This is a genomic window from Puniceispirillum sp. (SeqCode) (genome assembly GCF_965657105.1).
Lineage (GTDB): Bacteria > Pseudomonadota > Alphaproteobacteria > Puniceispirillales > Puniceispirillaceae > Puniceispirillum.
On sequence record NZ_CBFHNB010000004.1, the window covers coordinates 1 to 18,692 of the forward strand.

Annotated in this window: 17 protein-coding genes; 15 read left to right on the forward strand and 2 right to left on the reverse strand. The window is 48.8% G+C overall.

Annotation, left to right across the window (positions count from 1 at the left end):
• On the forward strand, positions 1-330 hold a 330-nt coding region (locus ACTF7Q_RS01105), incomplete at its 5' end, for an SOS response-associated peptidase family protein (RefSeq protein ID WP_438996011.1).
• Here the strand turns inward: ACTF7Q_RS01105 and ACTF7Q_RS01110 are convergent.
• Entirely contained in the window at positions 327-986 is a 660-nt protein-coding gene (locus ACTF7Q_RS01110; RefSeq protein ID WP_438996012.1) for a DNA-3-methyladenine glycosylase family protein, read from the reverse strand. The two genes, ACTF7Q_RS01105 and ACTF7Q_RS01110, sit on opposite strands and share 4 nt — an antisense overlap.
• A 72-nt stretch (positions 987-1,058) precedes the next feature.
• Here ACTF7Q_RS01110 and ACTF7Q_RS01115 point away from each other — a divergent pair, with 72 nt between their 5' ends.
• From ACTF7Q_RS01115 to ACTF7Q_RS01125, 3 genes are all read left to right on the forward strand, one after another.
• Entirely contained in the window at positions 1,059-1,727 is a 669-nt protein-coding gene (locus tag ACTF7Q_RS01115; protein WP_438996013.1) for a cytochrome b/b6 domain-containing protein, read from the forward strand.
• A gap of 70 nt (positions 1,728-1,797) precedes the next feature.
• Positions 1,798-2,772, forward strand: a complete 975-nt coding sequence (locus tag ACTF7Q_RS01120; RefSeq protein ID WP_438996014.1) for a DMT family transporter — start codon at positions 1,798-1,800, stop codon at positions 2,770-2,772.
• A 96-nt stretch (positions 2,773-2,868) separates the two neighbouring features.
• A complete protein-coding gene (locus ACTF7Q_RS01125) occupies positions 2,869-3,396 on the forward strand; it encodes a hypothetical protein (RefSeq protein ID WP_438996015.1) in 528 nt (175 codons plus the stop codon).
• Positions 3,397-3,542: 146 nt separating this feature from the next.
• Here ACTF7Q_RS01125 and ACTF7Q_RS01130 read toward each other — a convergent pair whose 3' ends face one another.
• Positions 3,543-5,513, reverse strand: coding sequence for an acetoacetate--CoA ligase (locus ACTF7Q_RS01130; protein WP_438996016.1), 1,971 nt, complete (start codon positions 5,511-5,513; stop codon positions 3,543-3,545).
• A 286-nt stretch (positions 5,514-5,799) separates the two neighbouring features.
• On the opposite strand from ACTF7Q_RS01130, the gene ACTF7Q_RS01135 reads away from it, so the two are divergent.
• From ACTF7Q_RS01135 to ACTF7Q_RS01185, 11 genes are all read left to right on the forward strand, one after another.
• Positions 5,800-6,255, forward strand: a complete 456-nt coding sequence (locus tag ACTF7Q_RS01135) for a hypothetical protein (protein WP_438996017.1) — start codon at positions 5,800-5,802, stop codon at positions 6,253-6,255.
• A 97-nt stretch (positions 6,256-6,352) separates the two neighbouring features.
• Positions 6,353-7,720 (forward strand): glutathione-disulfide reductase, encoded by a 1,368-nt coding sequence (gor, locus tag ACTF7Q_RS01140; RefSeq protein ID WP_438996018.1) that lies wholly within the window; start codon positions 6,353-6,355, stop codon positions 7,718-7,720.
• Positions 7,721-7,891: 171 nt separating this feature from the next.
• Positions 7,892-9,271, forward strand: a complete 1,380-nt coding sequence (locus ACTF7Q_RS01145; RefSeq protein WP_438996019.1) for a class II 3-deoxy-7-phosphoheptulonate synthase — start codon at positions 7,892-7,894, stop codon at positions 9,269-9,271.
• 40 nt (positions 9,272-9,311) lie between these two features.
• A complete protein-coding gene (locus tag ACTF7Q_RS01150) occupies positions 9,312-10,448 on the forward strand; it encodes a nicotinate phosphoribosyltransferase (RefSeq protein ID WP_438996020.1) in 1,137 nt (378 codons plus the stop codon).
• A 10-nt stretch (positions 10,449-10,458) separates the two neighbouring features.
• Positions 10,459-12,144: an NAD+ synthase gene (locus ACTF7Q_RS01155; protein WP_438996021.1), complete on the forward strand. Its 1,686-nt coding sequence runs from the start codon at positions 10,459-10,461 to the stop codon at positions 12,142-12,144.
• A gap of 53 nt (positions 12,145-12,197) precedes the next feature.
• Entirely contained in the window at positions 12,198-13,538 is a 1,341-nt protein-coding gene (gene gltX / locus ACTF7Q_RS01160) for a glutamate--tRNA ligase (RefSeq protein WP_438996022.1), read from the forward strand.
• Positions 13,535-14,950 carry a cysteine--tRNA ligase gene (gene cysS / locus ACTF7Q_RS01165; protein ID WP_438996023.1) on the forward strand — a complete coding sequence of 472 codons (1,416 nt, stop codon included), beginning with the start codon at positions 13,535-13,537 and terminating at the stop codon, positions 14,948-14,950. Before gltX ends, cysS begins: the two co-directional genes overlap by 4 nt.
• A gap of 85 nt (positions 14,951-15,035) precedes the next feature.
• On the forward strand, positions 15,036-16,652 hold the full coding sequence (gene cimA, locus ACTF7Q_RS01170; protein ID WP_438996024.1) for a citramalate synthase: 1,617 nt from the start codon (positions 15,036-15,038) through the stop codon (positions 16,650-16,652).
• A 29-nt stretch (positions 16,653-16,681) separates the two neighbouring features.
• On the forward strand, positions 16,682-17,443 hold the full coding sequence (locus ACTF7Q_RS01175) for an RNA methyltransferase (protein ID WP_438996025.1): 762 nt from the start codon (positions 16,682-16,684) through the stop codon (positions 17,441-17,443).
• A 116-nt stretch (positions 17,444-17,559) separates the two neighbouring features.
• Positions 17,560-18,186, forward strand: a complete 627-nt coding sequence (gene rpsD, locus ACTF7Q_RS01180) for a 30S ribosomal protein S4 (protein ID WP_438996026.1) — start codon at positions 17,560-17,562, stop codon at positions 18,184-18,186.
• Positions 18,187-18,309: 123 nt separating this feature from the next.
• Positions 18,310-18,687, forward strand: a complete 378-nt coding sequence (locus tag ACTF7Q_RS01185) for an antibiotic biosynthesis monooxygenase family protein (protein ID WP_438996027.1) — start codon at positions 18,310-18,312, stop codon at positions 18,685-18,687.
• The last annotated feature ends 5 nt before the right edge of the window (positions 18,688-18,692 follow it).

Below are 18,692 nucleotides of genomic sequence, written 5' to 3' on the forward strand. Positions count from 1 at the left end.
GGGGATGTTATGGGCTTTGCCGGCTTGACCTTTCAGCGCGGCGGCGATCTGAATTTTTTGATTATGACCAGCGCCGCAAACGAAAAGTTAAGTGAAATACAACATCGTCAGCCGCTTGTTATAGCTGCTGATGCTTGGAATCAATGGCTTGGCAGTGACCTCGATACAGCCGCAAGAGAGTGCAAGGTTGCCCCATCCGACTGGTTTAACTGGTATCGGGTTGCTGCTGATGTTGGCAATGTAGGCAATGATAATCCGGAGCTCGTGACGCCGCTTTCGGCTGACGCATTGTTGCCAGCAAAGCCTAATCAGGCTGATTTGTTTGATTAGATATCGCTGATCGTGGCTTTACGTACGACTATTCCGTAAAGATGCCAAAGCACCAGCGCACCAGCCCCACGATAAGGCCGCCAAGCCTCGCCCAACATTTCCATTTCAGATGCCTTTGGGCGATGTGACAGTTTTTTCAGCCGCTTCATACCTTCTTGAAGCGCAATATCGTTAACAGGCCAGGCATCCATGTCGCCCAGAGCAAAAAGGCGGAAATTATCTGCTGTCCAGGCGCCTATGCCTCGAATTTGCACAAGCCGGTCTTGCACTGCCTGTCCATCCCATGTGGCCAATTCATGCAGGTCAATCCGCTTTGATACGATTTCGTCAGCGATACCGATGATATATTCGGCCTTGCGGCGCGACAAGCCAAGTCCGGCAAGATCATCAGGTGATTTTGTTGCAATGACATCTGCCTCGCTAACGCCATTTGCTTCCATTCTATTCCATATTGATGTGGCAGCTGCACGCGAAATCTGTTGCCCGACGATGGCGCGTGCCAAAGTATCAAAATTGGCAGGAAGCGATCTATCAGGTGGTGGTCCATACTGCTTTATGACATCAGCAACATCAGCGTCAATCGTGCTTAGTTGATCAATGGCACCGCCAGACGCAAGCAGGATCGCATTCATGTCAATTAACAAGTCATTTGTCATATCACGAAGATTATAATTTGATTAAGCTATAGAAAACTAATCTATTTTATCTGAAAACAGAGGAGACGATCAATGCGTATCTGGGATTTACCGCTAAGACTGTTCCACTGGGGATTGGCCATATCTGTAATTGGCGCGATCATGTCTGCTAAGATTGGGGTGCTTGCTGTGCATGAACGATTTGGACTTGCTGTTATGGCACTTGTTGGATGGCGTGTAATATGGGGGTTTATCGGCGGTCATCATGCGCGTTTTGCCAATTTTTTGTGTGGACCCGTCACGGCTATTCAATGGTTGCGTGGAGAAATGGCAGGGCGGCACAAAGTCCGCGGGGCAGGACATAGCCCGCTTGCTGGCTACGCCGTTTTGGCGCTTTTAATGATTACATGGTTTATGGCTTTCAGCGGCTCCATTTCAACTGACGGTATTCTGTTTGATGGGCCATTGGCTCATCTTCTGCCTGCCTTTAATAAGACGGCCAGTTCAATTCATCATTTAGGTGAAAAAGTATTATTTCTTATTTTGTTTCTGCATATTGCGGCTATTCTTGTTTATAAATTTATCAAAAAACGTGGCTTGACCATGGCGATGATCAAAGGACAGGCAACTGATCTTCCGGGCACCATTGAAGGAGCCGATGGATCGATTTCCCGTAACCGCACAATCTTTGGTGTTTTTTTGATGTTAGTCATGCTGGCTGGCGCGCAGATGTTGACACTATTACGTCCTACATTTTTCTAGTGTCGGGTAGTTTTCATTGGAGTGTTGTCTGTGAATAATATATCACTGCTATATTATTCAGCTGTTGTTTTTGCCGCCTAAAGTTGTGTGCTCACCTGAGCCAAAAGTTGGGTCGGTAAAACTGGGACGCCTTGTGACCTCATCATTTTCGTTATCTGTATCGCGCCCATTGTTGGGTTTGGTTCTTAGCTTCCTCGCTGTATTGTTTGGTCTTGCAACGGGTATTCTTATTAAAAAAACCGCCGTAGATGTTGGCATTGTAACCACATTATTTTATCGGTTTCTGTTTTCAATTCCGTTGTTATGTATCTATGCGTTATATGTGCGTGGTGGACAGTTCCTTCAGATAAACCAGACCAAGACTTTGGTTTTGCGGATTATTTTTGGCGGCGCTGGCATAATTTTCTGGTTTTTGTCGATACGAAACATGCCTTTTGGGCAGGCAACAGCGCTATTTCAAAGTGCGGTGATTTTTGTAACCATTTTTTCGCCGCTTATGCTTGGCGAGAGAATAGGTATATATCGTTGGTCAGCGGTGATTGCTGGTCTGTCTGGTGTTTTCATCGTAACTGATCCATTCGCAGGTGCGCTTTCATTATATGCACTATTTGGTGTTTGTGCGGCAATGTCGGGGGCGGCGTTATCAATTGTCTTGCGGCGCCTTGGTCGTGGTGATGCACCAGCCAGCGTTGCCCTTTGGTATAATGGGTCAGGCGCGATTGTGGCAGGGTTTGTTGTTTTCACAATGCCGGACTTGCTTGATCCGGTTGGTGGGCAATTATTGTATGATTTGATCTTACTTGGCGTCATTGGTTCGGCCTTGCAAATATGCTTTACAAGCGCCTATCGATACTCGGATGCGGTGGTGGTATCATCTATTCGTTATTTGCAAATTCCGCTTTCGGGAATGGCAGGCTATTTTATGTTTGCCGAGGTCATGAATGCGACGCAGATCGTCGGTGTTATAATCATCATATCAAGTTGTCTGGTGATCGCATGGCGCGAATTTGTTCGTAATCGTGAAACCACAATCGCTCCTGAATAATCTTAAATAAGGGGTTGATTGAATGCTTGTTGCAAAAGCATCCTGATATTCTATAACGGGCACCTGATTATTTTATACGTCCCTTAGGAGGCTCTGATGCCAACACGTCTTATTCGTATTATGGGCGAGTCTGATATTGTCGATATCGATATGGATGCCAGCACGGATGCGGGATTGCCGCTATTGATGGGTTTGGCAGCTGAAGACCGTATCAATATTCTGGGACATTGGATGGATCAAGACCGCGGCGAAAAGCTGGCGGCTGATCCGGCGCATCTTGCGGCGATGACGTTAATCGCCAAAGACCATGTCGAAAACCATGCGATTGCCAAACAATTTGATGCGGGCGCCAATTTCATTGTTGTGACTGTCCTACGTGAGAAATGGCCAGTTGGCTCCAAAGCAAAATTTCAGACCATCGCCAACCGGGTCAGTGCTGAACATACCTATGTAATCCATCCATGTGGCGCGGCTAAAATTGAAAATCTCGATGATGATGACTTGCTCAAGCAATCAGAGACCAACCAGCTTGCCTTTGCGCTGCCGTTTTTCAAAAAAAATCGCCGGCGCTTTGCCAATAGTAGCGCTGTTCAAGGACTCATTAAGCAGGGTTTTGCAAATTAAAGCTGTTTGATCATCAGCGCAACTATGACCATAGCCACAACCCGTGCAAGCGCCATAGTATCTGGGGTTTTCACCACTAAACGTGCCAATAGCACTGCGCTGTGCCTAATGATATAAAGGGGCTGACCTGATGGCTTGGTTTGATACTATCTCTGCAATTCATCAATATGTCTGAAAAAATCTAACGCTTCGGCATTTGCCAAGGCCGATGTGTTTTTTACATCACGTCCATGGATGATATCACGCACCGCAAGTTCGGTTATCTTGCCAGATCTTGTGCGCGGTATATCTGGCACCGCAACAATAACAGCCGGAATATGGCGCGGGGTAGCGCCTTTACGGATTGCTGTCTTTAAATCAGCTTTGATCTGATCTGACAGAGCGCATCCATCAGCCATCCGAACAAACAGTATCACGCGCACATCATTATCCCAATTCTGGCCAATGACAAGAGCTTCGATAATTTCGGAAAAGGACTCAACTTGACGATAAATTTCGGCAGTGCCAATGCGCACACCACCCGGATTGAGTGTCGCATCTGATCGTCCATGAATGACAATACCGCCACGCTCGTTTAATGTTGCCCAGTCACCATGTCGCCATACGCCCGGAAAATGCTCAAAATAGGCTGCTTTGTACTTACTACCGTCTGGATCATTCCAAAACATCACCGGCATTGAAGGGAAGGGGGCGCAACAGCATAATTCGCCTTGCTTGCCGCGCACAGACATTCCATCATTATCAAGAACATCAACAGCCATACCAAGGCCGCGTGTTTGGATTTCGCCAGCATAAACAGGTTGGGATGGTGCGCCGAGGACAAAACAGGACACGATGTCCGTACCTCCTGAAATTGAGCATAGTTGCACATCATCTTTGATTGATTGGTAAACAAAATCAAAGCCATCAGAAGATAGCGGCGAGCCTGTTGATAAAAGACTGCGAAGCGCGCCAAGATCAACTGATTGCTTGGGATGATATCCGGCATTAGAGACAGCGTCGATATATTTGGCCGAGGTGCCAAATAGGCTCAGTTTTTCGGTCTCGGCGATTTGCCACAGACGTTCAGGGCCGGGGAAGAATGGATTGCCTTCATAAAGCACAATTTTTGCTTTCATCATTAAGGCTGAAACAAGCCAGTTCCACATCATCCAGCCGCATGTTGTGAAATAAAAAACATTGTCGCCAGCTTTAACATTGCTGTGCAGACGATGTTCCTTGATATGCTGTAACATCGTGCCACCAGTGCCATGAACAATACATTTTGGCGCACCGGTTGTGCCGCTTGAATACAGAATATATAGCGGATCATTAAAGGCGATTTGTGTAAAGCCGGAAACTGGCGTGGTGCTTAATGCTTCGGCGAATAGCGTGGCATTGGCGAGACCTGATAAATCAGGTGTTTCGTTCAGATAGGGAATGATCAGGATTTTGTTGACTGACGGCACAGCGGCCACAAGATCCTTAATAATAGGTAAGCGATCTATCTGTTTGCCTGCATAATGATATCCATCGCAGGCAAGCAATATTTTTGGCTCGATCTGGCCAAAGCGATCACGCACGCCATCAAGGCCAAAATCAGGTGAGCAGCTTGAAAAAACCGCACCAATCGTTGCGGATGCCAGCATCATGATTATTGTTTCAGGAACGTTCGGTGCATAGGCGGCGACGCGATCCCCCTTTTCTACGCCAGCCTGCTGTAACCATCCGGCCACTGACATGACATTGTTATATAATTCACGTCGGGTTAGGCGCTGGCGGCGACCATCTTCACCATAGGCACTGATAGCGATGGTATCATCCGCGTCGCGAAGCATATTTTCGGCAAAGTTGATTTTGGCATCAGGAAAAAATTTTGCCCCTGGCATCTGGTCGGCATCGATCAGAACGCGGTCACCCTTGCTGCCAATGACACCATGCCAGTCCCATAATATCGACCAGAATTGCTCGCTATTATCGACAGACCATTGCCATAGCTTTTGGAAATCTTGATCACCATCATAAGTGCTGTTTTGCGCCAGAAAAGAGATGAATTTGCTGATCTCGGCATTCTGTAAAATGTCCTGATCAGGGCGCCATAAAAGCTGTTCATATGATGCGGATAAGGTGGGCGTCATGTAAATGTCCTGATAGAAAATCGCGGTAATTCTATAGCTAAACAACCTATCATAATAATGATGCGGTGCAATCTTCAGCGTGGAAACCCCACTTTGATAAAATCAGAAAATTGTTTTCTTTTTTATACAAAAACAATATCTTGCCTTGGTTCTGGTAGGTTTGATCCTTAAGAATTAGACCACTGGACAGTAGCCACTACTATATATTTTGTTTAAACATTAACAAATAGTTAAATTATGTTAACGTCTATCGATTGGCATTATGTAAACTGGAGCAAGCAGAATAATGAACCAGCATCTCAAAGAACAGATAAGAGATCAGGTCGCACCTTTGATTGAAAGTGCATTTCCCCCATTGAACAAGCCCCTTCTGGAAGTGGCGAAAAGCCGCTGGATGACCTCGGATAAGGGCAACCTCATAACACAGCTTGAGCTTATGCATTCAGGCAATAAAGGTCTACTTTATTGTTGTGCCTCGCGGGATGGAACGGGTCCACTCAAAGCCTCATTCCTGACCATGCTTTTACTTGAGGATACAATAGCCACAAGCAGTTCGCCATTTGGTATTTGTTCGGGTGAAGCCTCGATTACGGTTTATCGCTTTGTGGATCTTAGCGATGCGACAAGCGCGTCATTGGCAAGTATGATTAATAATTTCCATAATATGGCGGCGGTTATTCTGCTTGATTATGTTGATGATACCGAATTTACCGATGTCATTAGCGAACTTGATTTCGCGTGAGCATTCATCATAACCTATTGCATCTCTGCGCTTTGACCCATATGTGTGTTTAGTGACTCGTGCCTGCATACAAACGGGCACAGTCTTTTTTGCAGACATGAAACGGGACAAAATGGAATATATGTATGATTTGGTGGTTATCGGCGCTGGCTCTGGCGGTGTCCGTGCAGCCAGAATTTCAGCAACGCATGGTGCCAAGGTTGCGGTGATCGAAGGCGATCGGCCTGGCGGAACTTGTGTGATCCGGGGCTGTGTGCCGAAAAAGCTGCTGATGTATGGATCAATGTTTTCCGCTGATGTGGAAGATGCCCGTGGTTTTGGCTGGCATGTTGAAACGCCAACACATGATTGGGCACATCTGATTACCGCAAAAAATACCGAACTGAACCGGCTTGAATCGATCTATGTATCCTTGCTTGAGAATGCTGGTGTTACATTGCTTCGTGGCTTTGCCAAAGTCACAGGCCCGCATAGCGTTACCGTTAATGATCAAGATATCACCGCCAAAACCATCCTGCTGGCTGTCGGTGGCATGCCGCAGATAATCGATGTGCCTGGCATGTATGAGCATGCGATAACCTCGAACGAAGCGCTTGATCTGGATGAGTTTCCATCTGAAATCATAATTTATGGTGGTGGCTATATTGCGCTTGAATTTGCAGGTATTTTCAATGGCTATGGCGCGAAAACACATCTTGTCTATCGGGGTGATCTGCCTTTGCGCGGCTTTGATGAAGATGTGCGCCGACATATTGCCGTAGCGATGCAGGATCGCGGTATTATCTTGCACCCGGGGACGACAATTGAGGCGCTTGCGTCTGACAATGGCAGAAAAATAGCCAGCCTCAGTGATGGTTCAACCATTCATGTTGACCAGGTGATGGCCGCAACTGGACGCAAGCCAAATACCAGCCAGCTAGGTCTCGAGCAGGTAGGTGTCGATATGGGACGCAATGGTGAAGTGCTGGTTGATGCTTATTCGCGTTCATCCATACCCAGTATTTTTGCCGTTGGCGATGTCACTGATCGGGTGAATTTGACGCCTGTTGCGATCAATGAAGGTCATGCTTTTGCTGATACCTTATATGGCAACAAGCCTCGCACCATCAGCCATGAAAACATTGCTTCGGCTGTGTTTAGCCAACCGCCAATAGCCACTGTTGGTTTAACCGAAGCCGAAGCTAAGGCAAAATATGCCAAAATCCGGGTTTATGAAAGCCAGTTCAGGGCGATGAAAAACACCATTTCGGGACGCGGTGAAAAAACCTATATGAAGCTGATTGTCGATGATGTCAGCGACAAGGTTGTTGGGGCCCATATGATGGGGCCGGATTGCGGGGAAATTATGCAGGGTGTTGGGATTGCTGTCAAAGCTGGTGCCACAAAGGCTGACTTTGACGCTACCATTGGTATTCACCCTACATCAGCCGAAGAATTTGTGACCATGCGTTCGCCGCGTGATTAGCCTGTTTTTCAAGCTGACGGCTTCATCGCCCCTCTGCGACAAGGCCAGTTCGTATTCATTGTCACATGGCGAAAAAACTTGAATTTTCGGCACAAATACGCATGATTGGGCTTATTGAAATATCAACGATGCACTTTCGATCTTTCGTGGTGTAAATAAGGATCAAAAATTATGGAATGGCAGCCAACTAGCTGGCGCTCGCACCCTATTTTGCAGGTGCCGGAATACCCCGATGCTGATAAGGTACAGATGGTCGAGAAAAAACTTTCGGCTATGCCGCCGCTTGTATTTGCTGGTGAAGCACAAAATTTGCGTGATCGTCTTGGCGATGTCGCTGAAGGGCGTGCCTTTTTGTTGCAAGGTGGTGATTGCGCCGAAAGCTTTGCCGAATTTTCAGCCAATAATATCCGTGACAGTTTTAAAGTGTTGTTGCAGATGGCTGTGGTTCTGACTTTTGGCGCTTCAATGCCTGTTGTGAAAATTGGCCGGATGGCGGGGCAATTTGCCAAGCCGCGATCGGCACCAACCGAAATCATTGATGGTGTTGAATTGCCTAGCTATCGTGGCGACATGGTCAATGCCATGGGCTTTAACGAAAAGGAACGCGTGCCTGATCCAAAGCGGCTGTTGCGCGTTTATGAACAATCCGCCGCCACGCTCAATCTTCTTCGTGCTTTTGCCCAGGGCGGTCTTGCTGATCTGAATAAGGTGCATAGCTGGGTTACAGATTTCCTGCGTGATGCGCCTGAAACCGCAAAATTTGAAGCACTTGCCGAGCGTATTGAAGAATCTCTTGCTTTCATGAAGGCCTGTGGTATCACGTCTGCGACTGCGCGGCCATTGGCCGAAACCGAACTATATACAAGCCATGAAGCGCTGTTGCTGGGCTATGAAGAGGCGTTGACGCGCCGTGATACGATCACCGATGAACAAGGTTGGTATTCGACATCGGCGCATATGGTCTGGATCGGTGACCGTACCCGCCAGCCTGATGGCGCGCATGTTGAATTTATGCGTGGCATTTCGAATCCAATCGGATTGAAATGTGGGCCAAGCCTTGATCCAGATGAATTATTGCGCCTGATCGATGTGCTGAATCCAGATAACATCCCGGGTCGTCTAACGTTGATTGCCCGCATGGGCGCTGACAAGGTGCGTGCTGGCTTGCCACCATTACTCAAAGCTGTGCAAAAACACGGTGCGCATGTGGTCTGGTGCTGTGATCCGATGCATGGCAATACCATCAAGGCTTCAAGCGGCTATAAGACCCGACGGGTTGATGATATTATGTCAGAAGTGCGTGGGTTCTTTGACGCGCATGACGAAATTGGCACCTATCCGGGCGGCGTACATTTTGAAATGACAGGACAGAATGTGACCGAATGTGTTGGTGGTGTTGTCGATGTCACTGAGGCGCGTTTGGGGGATCGTTATCATACGCATTGCGATCCACGTTTGAATGGTGCACAGGCGCTTGAGCTTGCGTTCCTTATTGCCGACTTGATGAAACGACGCCGTGGTGGACAGGCCGAATTGTCACAAGCCGTCTAAATGTTTCACGCGTCATCGTTGCGGATAGCGGGGAGACATGATGTCAAAATTTGCCAGCACAGGGCCCACACCAAGCGTTCAGCCTAGCTTGACGGATACCTATTTCAGACATACGCGCAATATCGTACAGACACATGGCGATTGCGACGTGACCTATGCTGTATTTATGCGCCGGCCTGTCACTTTGGCTGGAAAACTGGCGTTTGACTGGCTTGAAGCGATGGCCGAAAGCCGGGGTGTCACGTTGCAGATCGAAAAACTATATGCCGAAGGGGCATGGATCGGTGCGGGTGAGCCAATTTGCTATATCAGCGGGCCGTTTTCAGCACTGGTCGATCTGGAAACAATATTCTTGCAACGTTTGGGGCCAAGCTGTGTGGCAGCTTACAACGCCTACAATATGTGTATTGAATTGCCATATGTCGGGTTTTTGGCAATGGATGCTCGCCATTGTGCGGGTTCGGAAATGGCTGAATTAATGGCGTATGGCGCATCGGTTGGTTCGGCAAAAGCAAAGGCCAAAACAGGCGCTGTTGGGTTTATAGGGTGTGCAGCCGATGCCACAGCGCATTTCTTTGGTGCCGAAAAAGGTATGGGCACCATGCCACATGCTCTGATTGGCTATGCCGGATCAACCTTGCGGGCGGCGCAATTATTTCATGAAACAATCCCCGATGCACCGCTAACGGTTCTTGTTGATTATTTTGGTAATGAAATCACTGATGCGCTTGAGGTGGCAAACCATTTCAATAATCTGGCAAAGTCAGGTGCCTTGTCGATCCGGCTTGATACGCATGGTGGCCGTTTCGTCGAAGGGCTGGATACGCAGACGTCATATGCCGTGCTTGAACGGAATGTACCCGAAGCGATCCGTGGATATCGCAGTGATGCCGAACTCAAGAATTTGATGGGCACGGGCGTCAGTGCGGCATCGGTCTGGCATCTTCGTGAAACGCTTGATGCGCATGGATTTGAAAATGTAAAAATTGTTGCTTCAAGCGGCTTTGGCCCTGATAAATGTCGCGTGTTTTCATTGGCAAAAGCACCGCTTAATTTGATTGGTACAGGCTCGTTTCTACCCCAAATATGGTCTGAAACCTATGCGACTGCTGATATCATCGCCTACGACAAACAGGCGCGGGTAAAAGTGGGTCGGGAATTCCTAATTCGTAAATAGAAACAGTATTATGATTGATAAACCCATCTCGATTGCACTTGCTCAGTTGAATTCTCATCTGGGCAATATAGCCGCCAATGTTGAATGTCTGATTGATGCCCGTGAAAAGGCCACTGCTGGCGGTGCGGATATCATTGTGACGCCAGAAATGTTTTTGTCTGGATATCCGTGTGATGACCTTGTCCTGCGCAGTGACTTTATGCACGAAGTTGCGGCAGGGATTGCCCATCTAACACAGGTAACCGCTGATGGCGGTGCGGCGATCATTGTTGGCGCCCCTTATCGAGAACAGGATGGCGATGTTGTCCGTATCTATAATTCTGTATTTGTTCTTGATGATGGCAAAATTATCGGTCGCCGTGACAAGGTGAATTTGCCGAATTACGGCGTTTTTGACGATAAGCGTAATTTTACGGCTGGGGCGATGCCGGGGCCCGTTCTGGTGCGCGGCTTGAAACTTGGTTTACCTATTTGTGAAGATATATGGACGCCTGATGTGGTCGAATGTCTGCAGGAATCTGGTGCTGACATGATTGTATCGCTGAACGCGTCGCCATTTGTTAGCCGTAAAAATGACCAGCGTATGGCGCATGCCGTTAGCCGGACAATCGAGTCATCTTTGCCGCTTTTTTATGTCAATCTAATTGGTGGTCAAGATGAATTGGTATTTGATGGCGGGTCATTTGCCCTTAATGCCGATGGCAATCTTGCTGCGCATTTACCCAGCTTTTCTCAGTCTGTGGTTCAGGTTCAGGTCAAATCTGATTTTGGTGCCCTATCTTTAACTGGTCAGATTACCCCGCCCGACGAAGGTCTGGCCGCAATTTATCGTGGCTTGATGCTGGGTGTCCGTGATTATGTGCAAAAAAATGGATTTCCCAGTGTTGTGCTTGGCTTGTCAGGGGGTATTGACTCGGCGTTGGTTGCCGCCATTGCCGCAGATGCGCTTGGTGCTGATGCTGTTCATGCTGTGATGATGCCGTCACCTTATACCAGTGATGAAAGCCTTGAGGATGCCGCTGACCTTGCCACCCGTTTTGGTATGCGCCTTGATACCATTTCTATCGGGCCAGCGATGGCGGCAATGGACAACATGCTGGCTGATCAATTTGCGGGCAAGGATCCGGATATTGCCGAAGAAAATATTCAGTCTCGATTGCGTGGCACAATCTTGATGGGGATTTCAAATAAAAATGGTGCAATGGTCATGGCAACCGGCAATAAATCCGAATATGCCGCTGGCTACTCTACGCTATATGGCGATATGTGTGGCGGCTTTGCTCCAATCAAGGATGTCTGGAAGGTACAGGTCTTTGACCTATGCCGTTGGCGGAATGCAAACTTACCGCGTGGCGCGGCAGGGCCTGAAGGTGAAGTCATTCCAAAACGTATTATTGACAAGCCGCCATCCGCTGAATTGCGCCCAGATCAGAAAGATACCGACTCATTGCCGCCTTATGAACGGCTTGATGCCATTATGCAGGCGCTGACCGAAGACGCAGCTGATATTGATGCCATCGTTGCACAGGGCTATGACGTTAAAGAAGTTGCCCACGCAAGCCAGCTTCTGTTTCGTGCCGAATTTAAGCGGTTTCAGGCGGCACCAGGACCAAAGATGACGGCCATTGCCTTTGGTCGCGATCGCCGTTTACCATTAACGTCTGGATTTAGCCCCCTAAAAACGTCTATGAAATAGGCAGGCAGGTTCTAAACTAAATTGACAGCGCAGTTGCGTGACTAGGAGATAAAATGAGTGCGATAAAGGTTCGTTTTGCGCCAAGCCCGACAGGTAATTTGCATGTTGGAAATTTACGCACAGCTTTAGTCAATTATCTATTTGCCCGCAAGTTTGATGGGCATTTCATGTTGCGCATCGATGATACCGATGATGAAAGGTCAACAGCAGCTTTCGAAGAGTCAATCCGAGCTGACCTGATATGGATGGGCATGACATGGGCGTCCGAAGACCGTCAGTCTAACCGGCTTTCGCGCTATGATGACGCGTTGGCAGATCTGGTCGCCAAAGGGCGCGCCTATGCTTGTTATGAAAGCCCCGAAGAATTATCGCTAAAACGCAAAGCTCAGCTTGGTGCGGGTCGCCCGCCGGTCTATGACCGGGCAGGTTTAAAGCTGACTGACGACGCCAAGGCCAAACTCGAAGCTGAAGGGCGGAAACCACATTGGCGCTTTTTGTTGAATGACACGGAAGTGCGCTGGCATGACAAAGTGCGCGGCGATGTTGCCTATCACATGTCCAGCTTGTCGGATCCGGTGCTGATGCGTGAAGATGGCCGGGTGATCTATACATTGGCATCGGTTGTTGATGATATTGACCATGGCATAACGCATATCTTGCGTGGCGAAGACCATGTGACCAATTCGGCTGCACAAATCCAATTATTTGAGGCGTTGGGCGCTACCGCACCAACAATGGGTCATGTCGCACTGCTTGCTGGTGCTGATGGCGAGGGCTTGTCAAAGCGTTTGGGGAGTCTGTCGATTGGCGAATTGCGTGCTAACGGATTAGAGCCTGAAGCGATTGCCAGCCTGTTGGCACGTATTGGTACGGCTGATCCGGTTGTGCCACAAAATAATATGGCCGCGGTTATTGAGGGGTTTGATATCAGCCGTTTTGGACGGGCGACAGCTAAATTTGATCCGGCAGAGCTTGATGCGGTGAATGCGCGTATTGTGCAGGAACTCGATTTTGACAGGGTTGCGAATAGGCTCGATACTCTTGGTGTAGGCGGGGGTGCCGATTTTTGGGAAACGGTTAAAGGTAATATTCCTGTTGTCGGTGATGCGGCTGACTGGTGGCAGATATGTTCAGCGCCGATCACGCCGGTCATCGAAGCGCCGGATGTTACAACAGCGGCGGCACATCTATTGCCTGATGATGATCTGTCTGCCAGCATCTGGTCGGACTGGACAAAGGCGATTGCTGCCGAAACGGGTGCCAAGGGTAAGGGGCTGTTCATGCCGCTTCGTTTGGCATTGACAGGCCAGGCCAAAGGGCCTGAAATTGCCCCTTTGCTGGCTTTTATGGGGCGTGATCGCGTTATTGCACGCTTGCAGGGGAATCGCGCGTGAGTGGCTTGAAACTCTATAATACGCTGACGCGGCAAAAAGATGAATTTGTACCGCTTGATCCGGCGCATATAGGCATATATGCCTGTGGTCCCACAGTGTATGATCGTATTCATGTAGGGAATGCAAGACCAATCGTCGTATTTGATGTGCTGGTTCGTTTGCTAAACCGCCAATATGACAAAGTTACCTATGTCCGCAATATCACCGATGTTGACGATAAGATTATCGCACGCGCTGATGAACGCGGCATGAATATCGCTACATTATGCGCTGATACGATTGAAACTTTCCGTGTAGATACAGAAAGCCTGCTGACCAAAGAACCCGATAAAGAACCGCGCGCGACTGAACATATTGATGATATGGTGGCAATGATCAAAACCCTGATTGCGAATGGGTTTGCGTATGAAGCTGAGGGGCATGTGCTGTTTCACGTGAAACAAATGCCAGCCTATGGTGGCCTGTCGCGTCGCAATATGGATGATATGATTGCGGGTGCCCGCGTTGAAGTCGCGCCTTATAAGCGCGATGCAGCTGATTTCATTTTATGGAAGCCTAGTTCTCAAACGCAACCAGGTTGGGATAGCCCGTGGGGACGTGGGCGTCCGGGATGGCATATTGAATGTTCGGCTATGTCTAAATTCTATCTTGGTGAAGTGTTTGATATTCATGCAGGCGGCCTTGATCTAATTTTCCCGCATCATGAAAATGAAATAGCACAATCCTGCTGTGCGCATAATACCGATAGGATGGCCAATTATTGGCTTCATAATGGCTTTGTTACCGTCGAAAGCAAAACCATGTCCAAATCAACGGGGCATTTTGTGACAGTCGCTGATGCGGTTGCCAAACATCGCGGTGAAGTCGTGCGTTATATCCTGTTATCCGCGCATTATCGTGCGCCTCTTGATTTTTCGGATCATGCGGCGTTTGACGCGCGCAATAGCCTTGATCGACTATACCGTGCTGTTGGCGATGTGGCGGCTGATGAAACAAAAGTGGACGCGGCGTTTCTGGATTGTTTATGCGATGATCTGAACACACCAGCAGCTATGGCGCGTCTGCATGAACTGGCACGGCTGGCCAATAAAGGCGATGTGGCGGCGGCTATTGCCCTGAAATCAAGCGCCGAAGTGATGGGATTACTGGGACAGACTGGTGATGCCTGGGGCAAAGGTGAGATAAGGGGCAAAGGCGAGATGAAAGATTTATCATCAAGTATGACGAGTGAATCCACTTTATCTGCAAAATCAGAAGTAGTGAATAGTGATATTGATGCCAAGATAGCCGCGCGCAATGACGCCCGAAACCGGCGTGATTTCGCTGAAGCAGACCGTATTCGTGATGAACTGGCGGCAGATGGCATACATCTTGAAGATAATGCGGCGGGGACAATCTGGCGGCGTGGCTAGCAATTCTGGTGGCCATTTGCTAGATACTGAGCAAGGTTAGTGATGTGCCATGTGCCATCGATAGTGTCCAAAGGGAGATGCCCATATGAGTGGCGAGAGAATTTGGCTTTTTGATACGACATTGCGCGATGGTGGCCAGACCCGCGGCGTTGATTTTTCGCATGCGGATAAGATTGCGATTGCCACGGCGCTTGACGATATTGGTATCGATTATGTCGAAGGTGGTTGGCCGGGGGCAAACCCGACTGATGATGCCTTTTTTGCCAGCCCTCCAAAGCTCAAAAATGCCAAGATGGTTGCCTTTGGCATGACCCGTCGTGGTGGTCGAAGCACCGCCAATGATCCCGGATTGAATGCTGTTATTGACGCTGACGTTCCCGCCGCTTGTCTGGTTGGCAAAACATGGGATTTTCACGTCGAAACAGCTTTGAATATTACCTTTGAAGAAAATCTGGATATGATTAGCCAGTCAATCGCCGCCGCCAAGGCACGCGGGCGCGAAGCGATGTTTGATTGTGAGCATTTCTTTGATGGGTATAAATCCAATCCAGCTTTTGCGCTTGATTGCGTGAAGGCGGCACATGCTGGCGGGGCTAGCTGGGTCGTATTGTGTGACACTAATGGTGGTACGTTGCCGGATGATGTTTTTGAAATTGTCAGCGCAGTTAAACAGGCTTGTCCTGACGTAGCGTTGGGTATTCATTGTCATAATGATGCTGGTGTGGCGGTTGCAAATTCGCTGGCAGCGATACGGGCGGGTGCGCGGCAGGTGCAAGGCACAATCAATGGGCTTGGCGAACGGTGCGGTAATGCTGACCTGATTTCCTTGATACCGTCTCTGGTTCTGAAAACCGAATTTGAAACAGGTATTCCAAAAGACAAATTACCAAAATTAATGGCTTTGTCGCGGATGCTGGATGAGCGATTGAATCGTGCGCCGAATCCACATGCGCCTTATGTTGGTGCCGCGGCTTTTGCGCATAAGGGGGGGCTTCATGCCTCAGCCGCGCAAAAGGATCCCAGAACCTACGAGCATGTAGCGCCTGAGACAGTGGGTAATGAGCGTCATTATCTAGTATCGGACCAGGCTGGTCGGTCAAATATGTTGGCGCGTTTTGCCGAATTTGGTATTGATGTTGATCCAAAGGATCCGCGTCTTGATCGTCTGATAGCAGTGGTCAAGGAAAAGGAATTTGAGGGCTGGGCATTTGACTCGGCAGAAGCCAGCTTTGAATTACTGGCGCGGCGGATGCTGGGTGAGCCAAGTGATTATTTCTCAATTGGCCGTTTCCGGGTCATGGATGAACGGCGTTTTAACGCCAAAGGTGATCTGGTTGTTGAGTCCGAAGCCACCGCAACAATCGTGGTGGGCACGGATACACATCATGAAGCCGCAGTGGGTAACGGGCCGGTGAATGCTGTTGATACGGCGATGCGCAAGGCATTGGTCTCAGCTTATCCAACTTTGGCTGATGTCGAGCTTGTTGACTATAAAGTGCGTATTCTTGATGCAAATGATGATTTGGCTGGCACGGGGGCTATCACCCGTGTGCTGATTGAATTTCGGGTGCCCGACGGAACCACATGGCGAACTGTTGGCCTATCAACCAATATCATTGATGCCTCAGTTGCGGCGCTTGGTGATGGCATGATCTGGAAACTGATGCATGACAATGTTCCAGCTCCTCAAGGTGGGGCTTGACTCCCTGATCATTACATACGGACATTATGATGAATGATCTGATACCGATGGATACGTGCCCGGTGGTTATACTGGCACGTCCGCAAATGGCCGAAAATATCGGGGCAACAGCACGTGCGATGATGAATTGCGGTTTACATGACTTGCGCATTGTCAATCCGCGTGATGGCTGGCCTAATCCGGTTGCCTTGCCGATGGCGGCTGGCGGTAAATCTATTATCGAGATGGCACAGGTTTTTGATACGCTCGCTGACGCTACGCATGATATTTCCTTTATGGCGGCGGCAACCGCTCGCCAACGTGATATGCCTATCCGTGCCAGTGAGCCTCGTGCGATTGGCAGTGAGCTGGTTCAAAAAGCCAAAAAGGGGCGTGTCGCCTTGCTATTTGGCCCTGAGGCATCAGGGCTTGATAATAACGAAGTTGTGCTTGCCGATGTCGCGGTGTCAGCGGCCTTAAATCCGGCCTACCCATCGCTCAATCTGGCGCAGGCGGTGTTGTTGTTGGCGTGGGAATGGCGTGTGGCCGCGTTATCTGACATCGGTGATGAGAGTCGGTCAGAGCCAAGCGAAGATGGCGATGAAGCTGCCCCCATAAAAGAACGCGATTATTTTTTCCAGCGGCTTGAAAATGCCCTAGACGATAGCGGTTTTTTTTCGTCAACCGAGATGGCGCCAGCTGTAAAACGCAATATCCGCGCATTGATTAATCGCGCCACGCCAAGCCGTCAGGAAATAGGCACACTGCACGGTATAATTCAGGCACTGACCAGCAAACGGCGTGATCGATAGATGGTTGACAAAAGCTATGTGAGTGGCTAGTTTGCGCCATTCTCGGGAACGTGGATTACACCAGCGGGGTGTGATGCCGGTCAATAGACCCTACCGGGGCAACAAAGGAGCCAAAAATGGCAAAATCAGATCATAAGCGCCATGCCGCTAAACACAAAATTGACCGCCGTCTGGGTGTAAACCTGTGGGGTCGTCCTAAATCTCCAGTAAATGCTCGTGAGTATGGCCCCGGCCAGCATGGCCAGCGCCGTAAAAAGCCAACTGACTTTGGTGTGCAGTTAATGGCCAAGCAAAAGCTGAAAGGCTATTACGGCAATATTGGCGAGAAGCAGTTCAAGAAATATTATCAGGCCGCGGCACGTCGTAAAGGTGATACTGGCCAGAATCTTATTGGTATTCTGGAATGTCGTCTTGATGCGATCCTATATCGCTCAAAGATGGTGCCAACAGTGTTTGCCGCCCGCCAGATTATTAACCATGGTCACGTCATGTTGAACGGCAAGCGTTGTAATATCGCGTCTGTCATGTTGAAGCCAGGTGATGAAATTGCGCTTAAAGAAAAAACAAAAACAATCCCAGCCGTGCTTGATGCCATTGCATCAGTTGAACGCGACGTGCCGGAATATGTTGACGTGAATCATGATAAATTCACAGCGAAATTCATTCGTATTCCAACATTGGATGAAGTGCCTTATCCAGTCCAGATGGAACCAAATCTAGTGGTCGAGTATTACTCCCGCTAACATCTCTGGCGTTTTTTAGGCGTCAGGTTCAAGATCATAAAAAAGGGTAGCTGTTTTTGGCTACCCTTTTTTGGTAAAAACATAGTCCACTATAATGATCACATTTATGACTGGGACTAATATATGACGGGTGAAGATGTGATGGGCAAAGAAGTGAAGGGCAATAAAAAGCTAAATTGGCCAAAGCCATATTTTGCGGTGGTTTTTACCGCCCAGCGAAGCCTTAGCGGTGATGACATATATGAGATCACAAGTGATCGTATGATGGATCTCGCGCAACAACAACCGGGATTTCTGGGGGTTGAGTCAGTGCGTGGTGATGATGGGCTTGGTATTACCGTCTCATATTGGCGTGATCGTGATGCGATACGTGCCTGGCGTGAAAATAGTGAACATCTTATCGCGCAGGAAATGGGGCGGCAGGAGTTTTACCAATGGTACAGGGTACGGATCGCCGAAGTAACCGACGATCACGCATTTTTCGCTGATACAGCTATTTGATTATG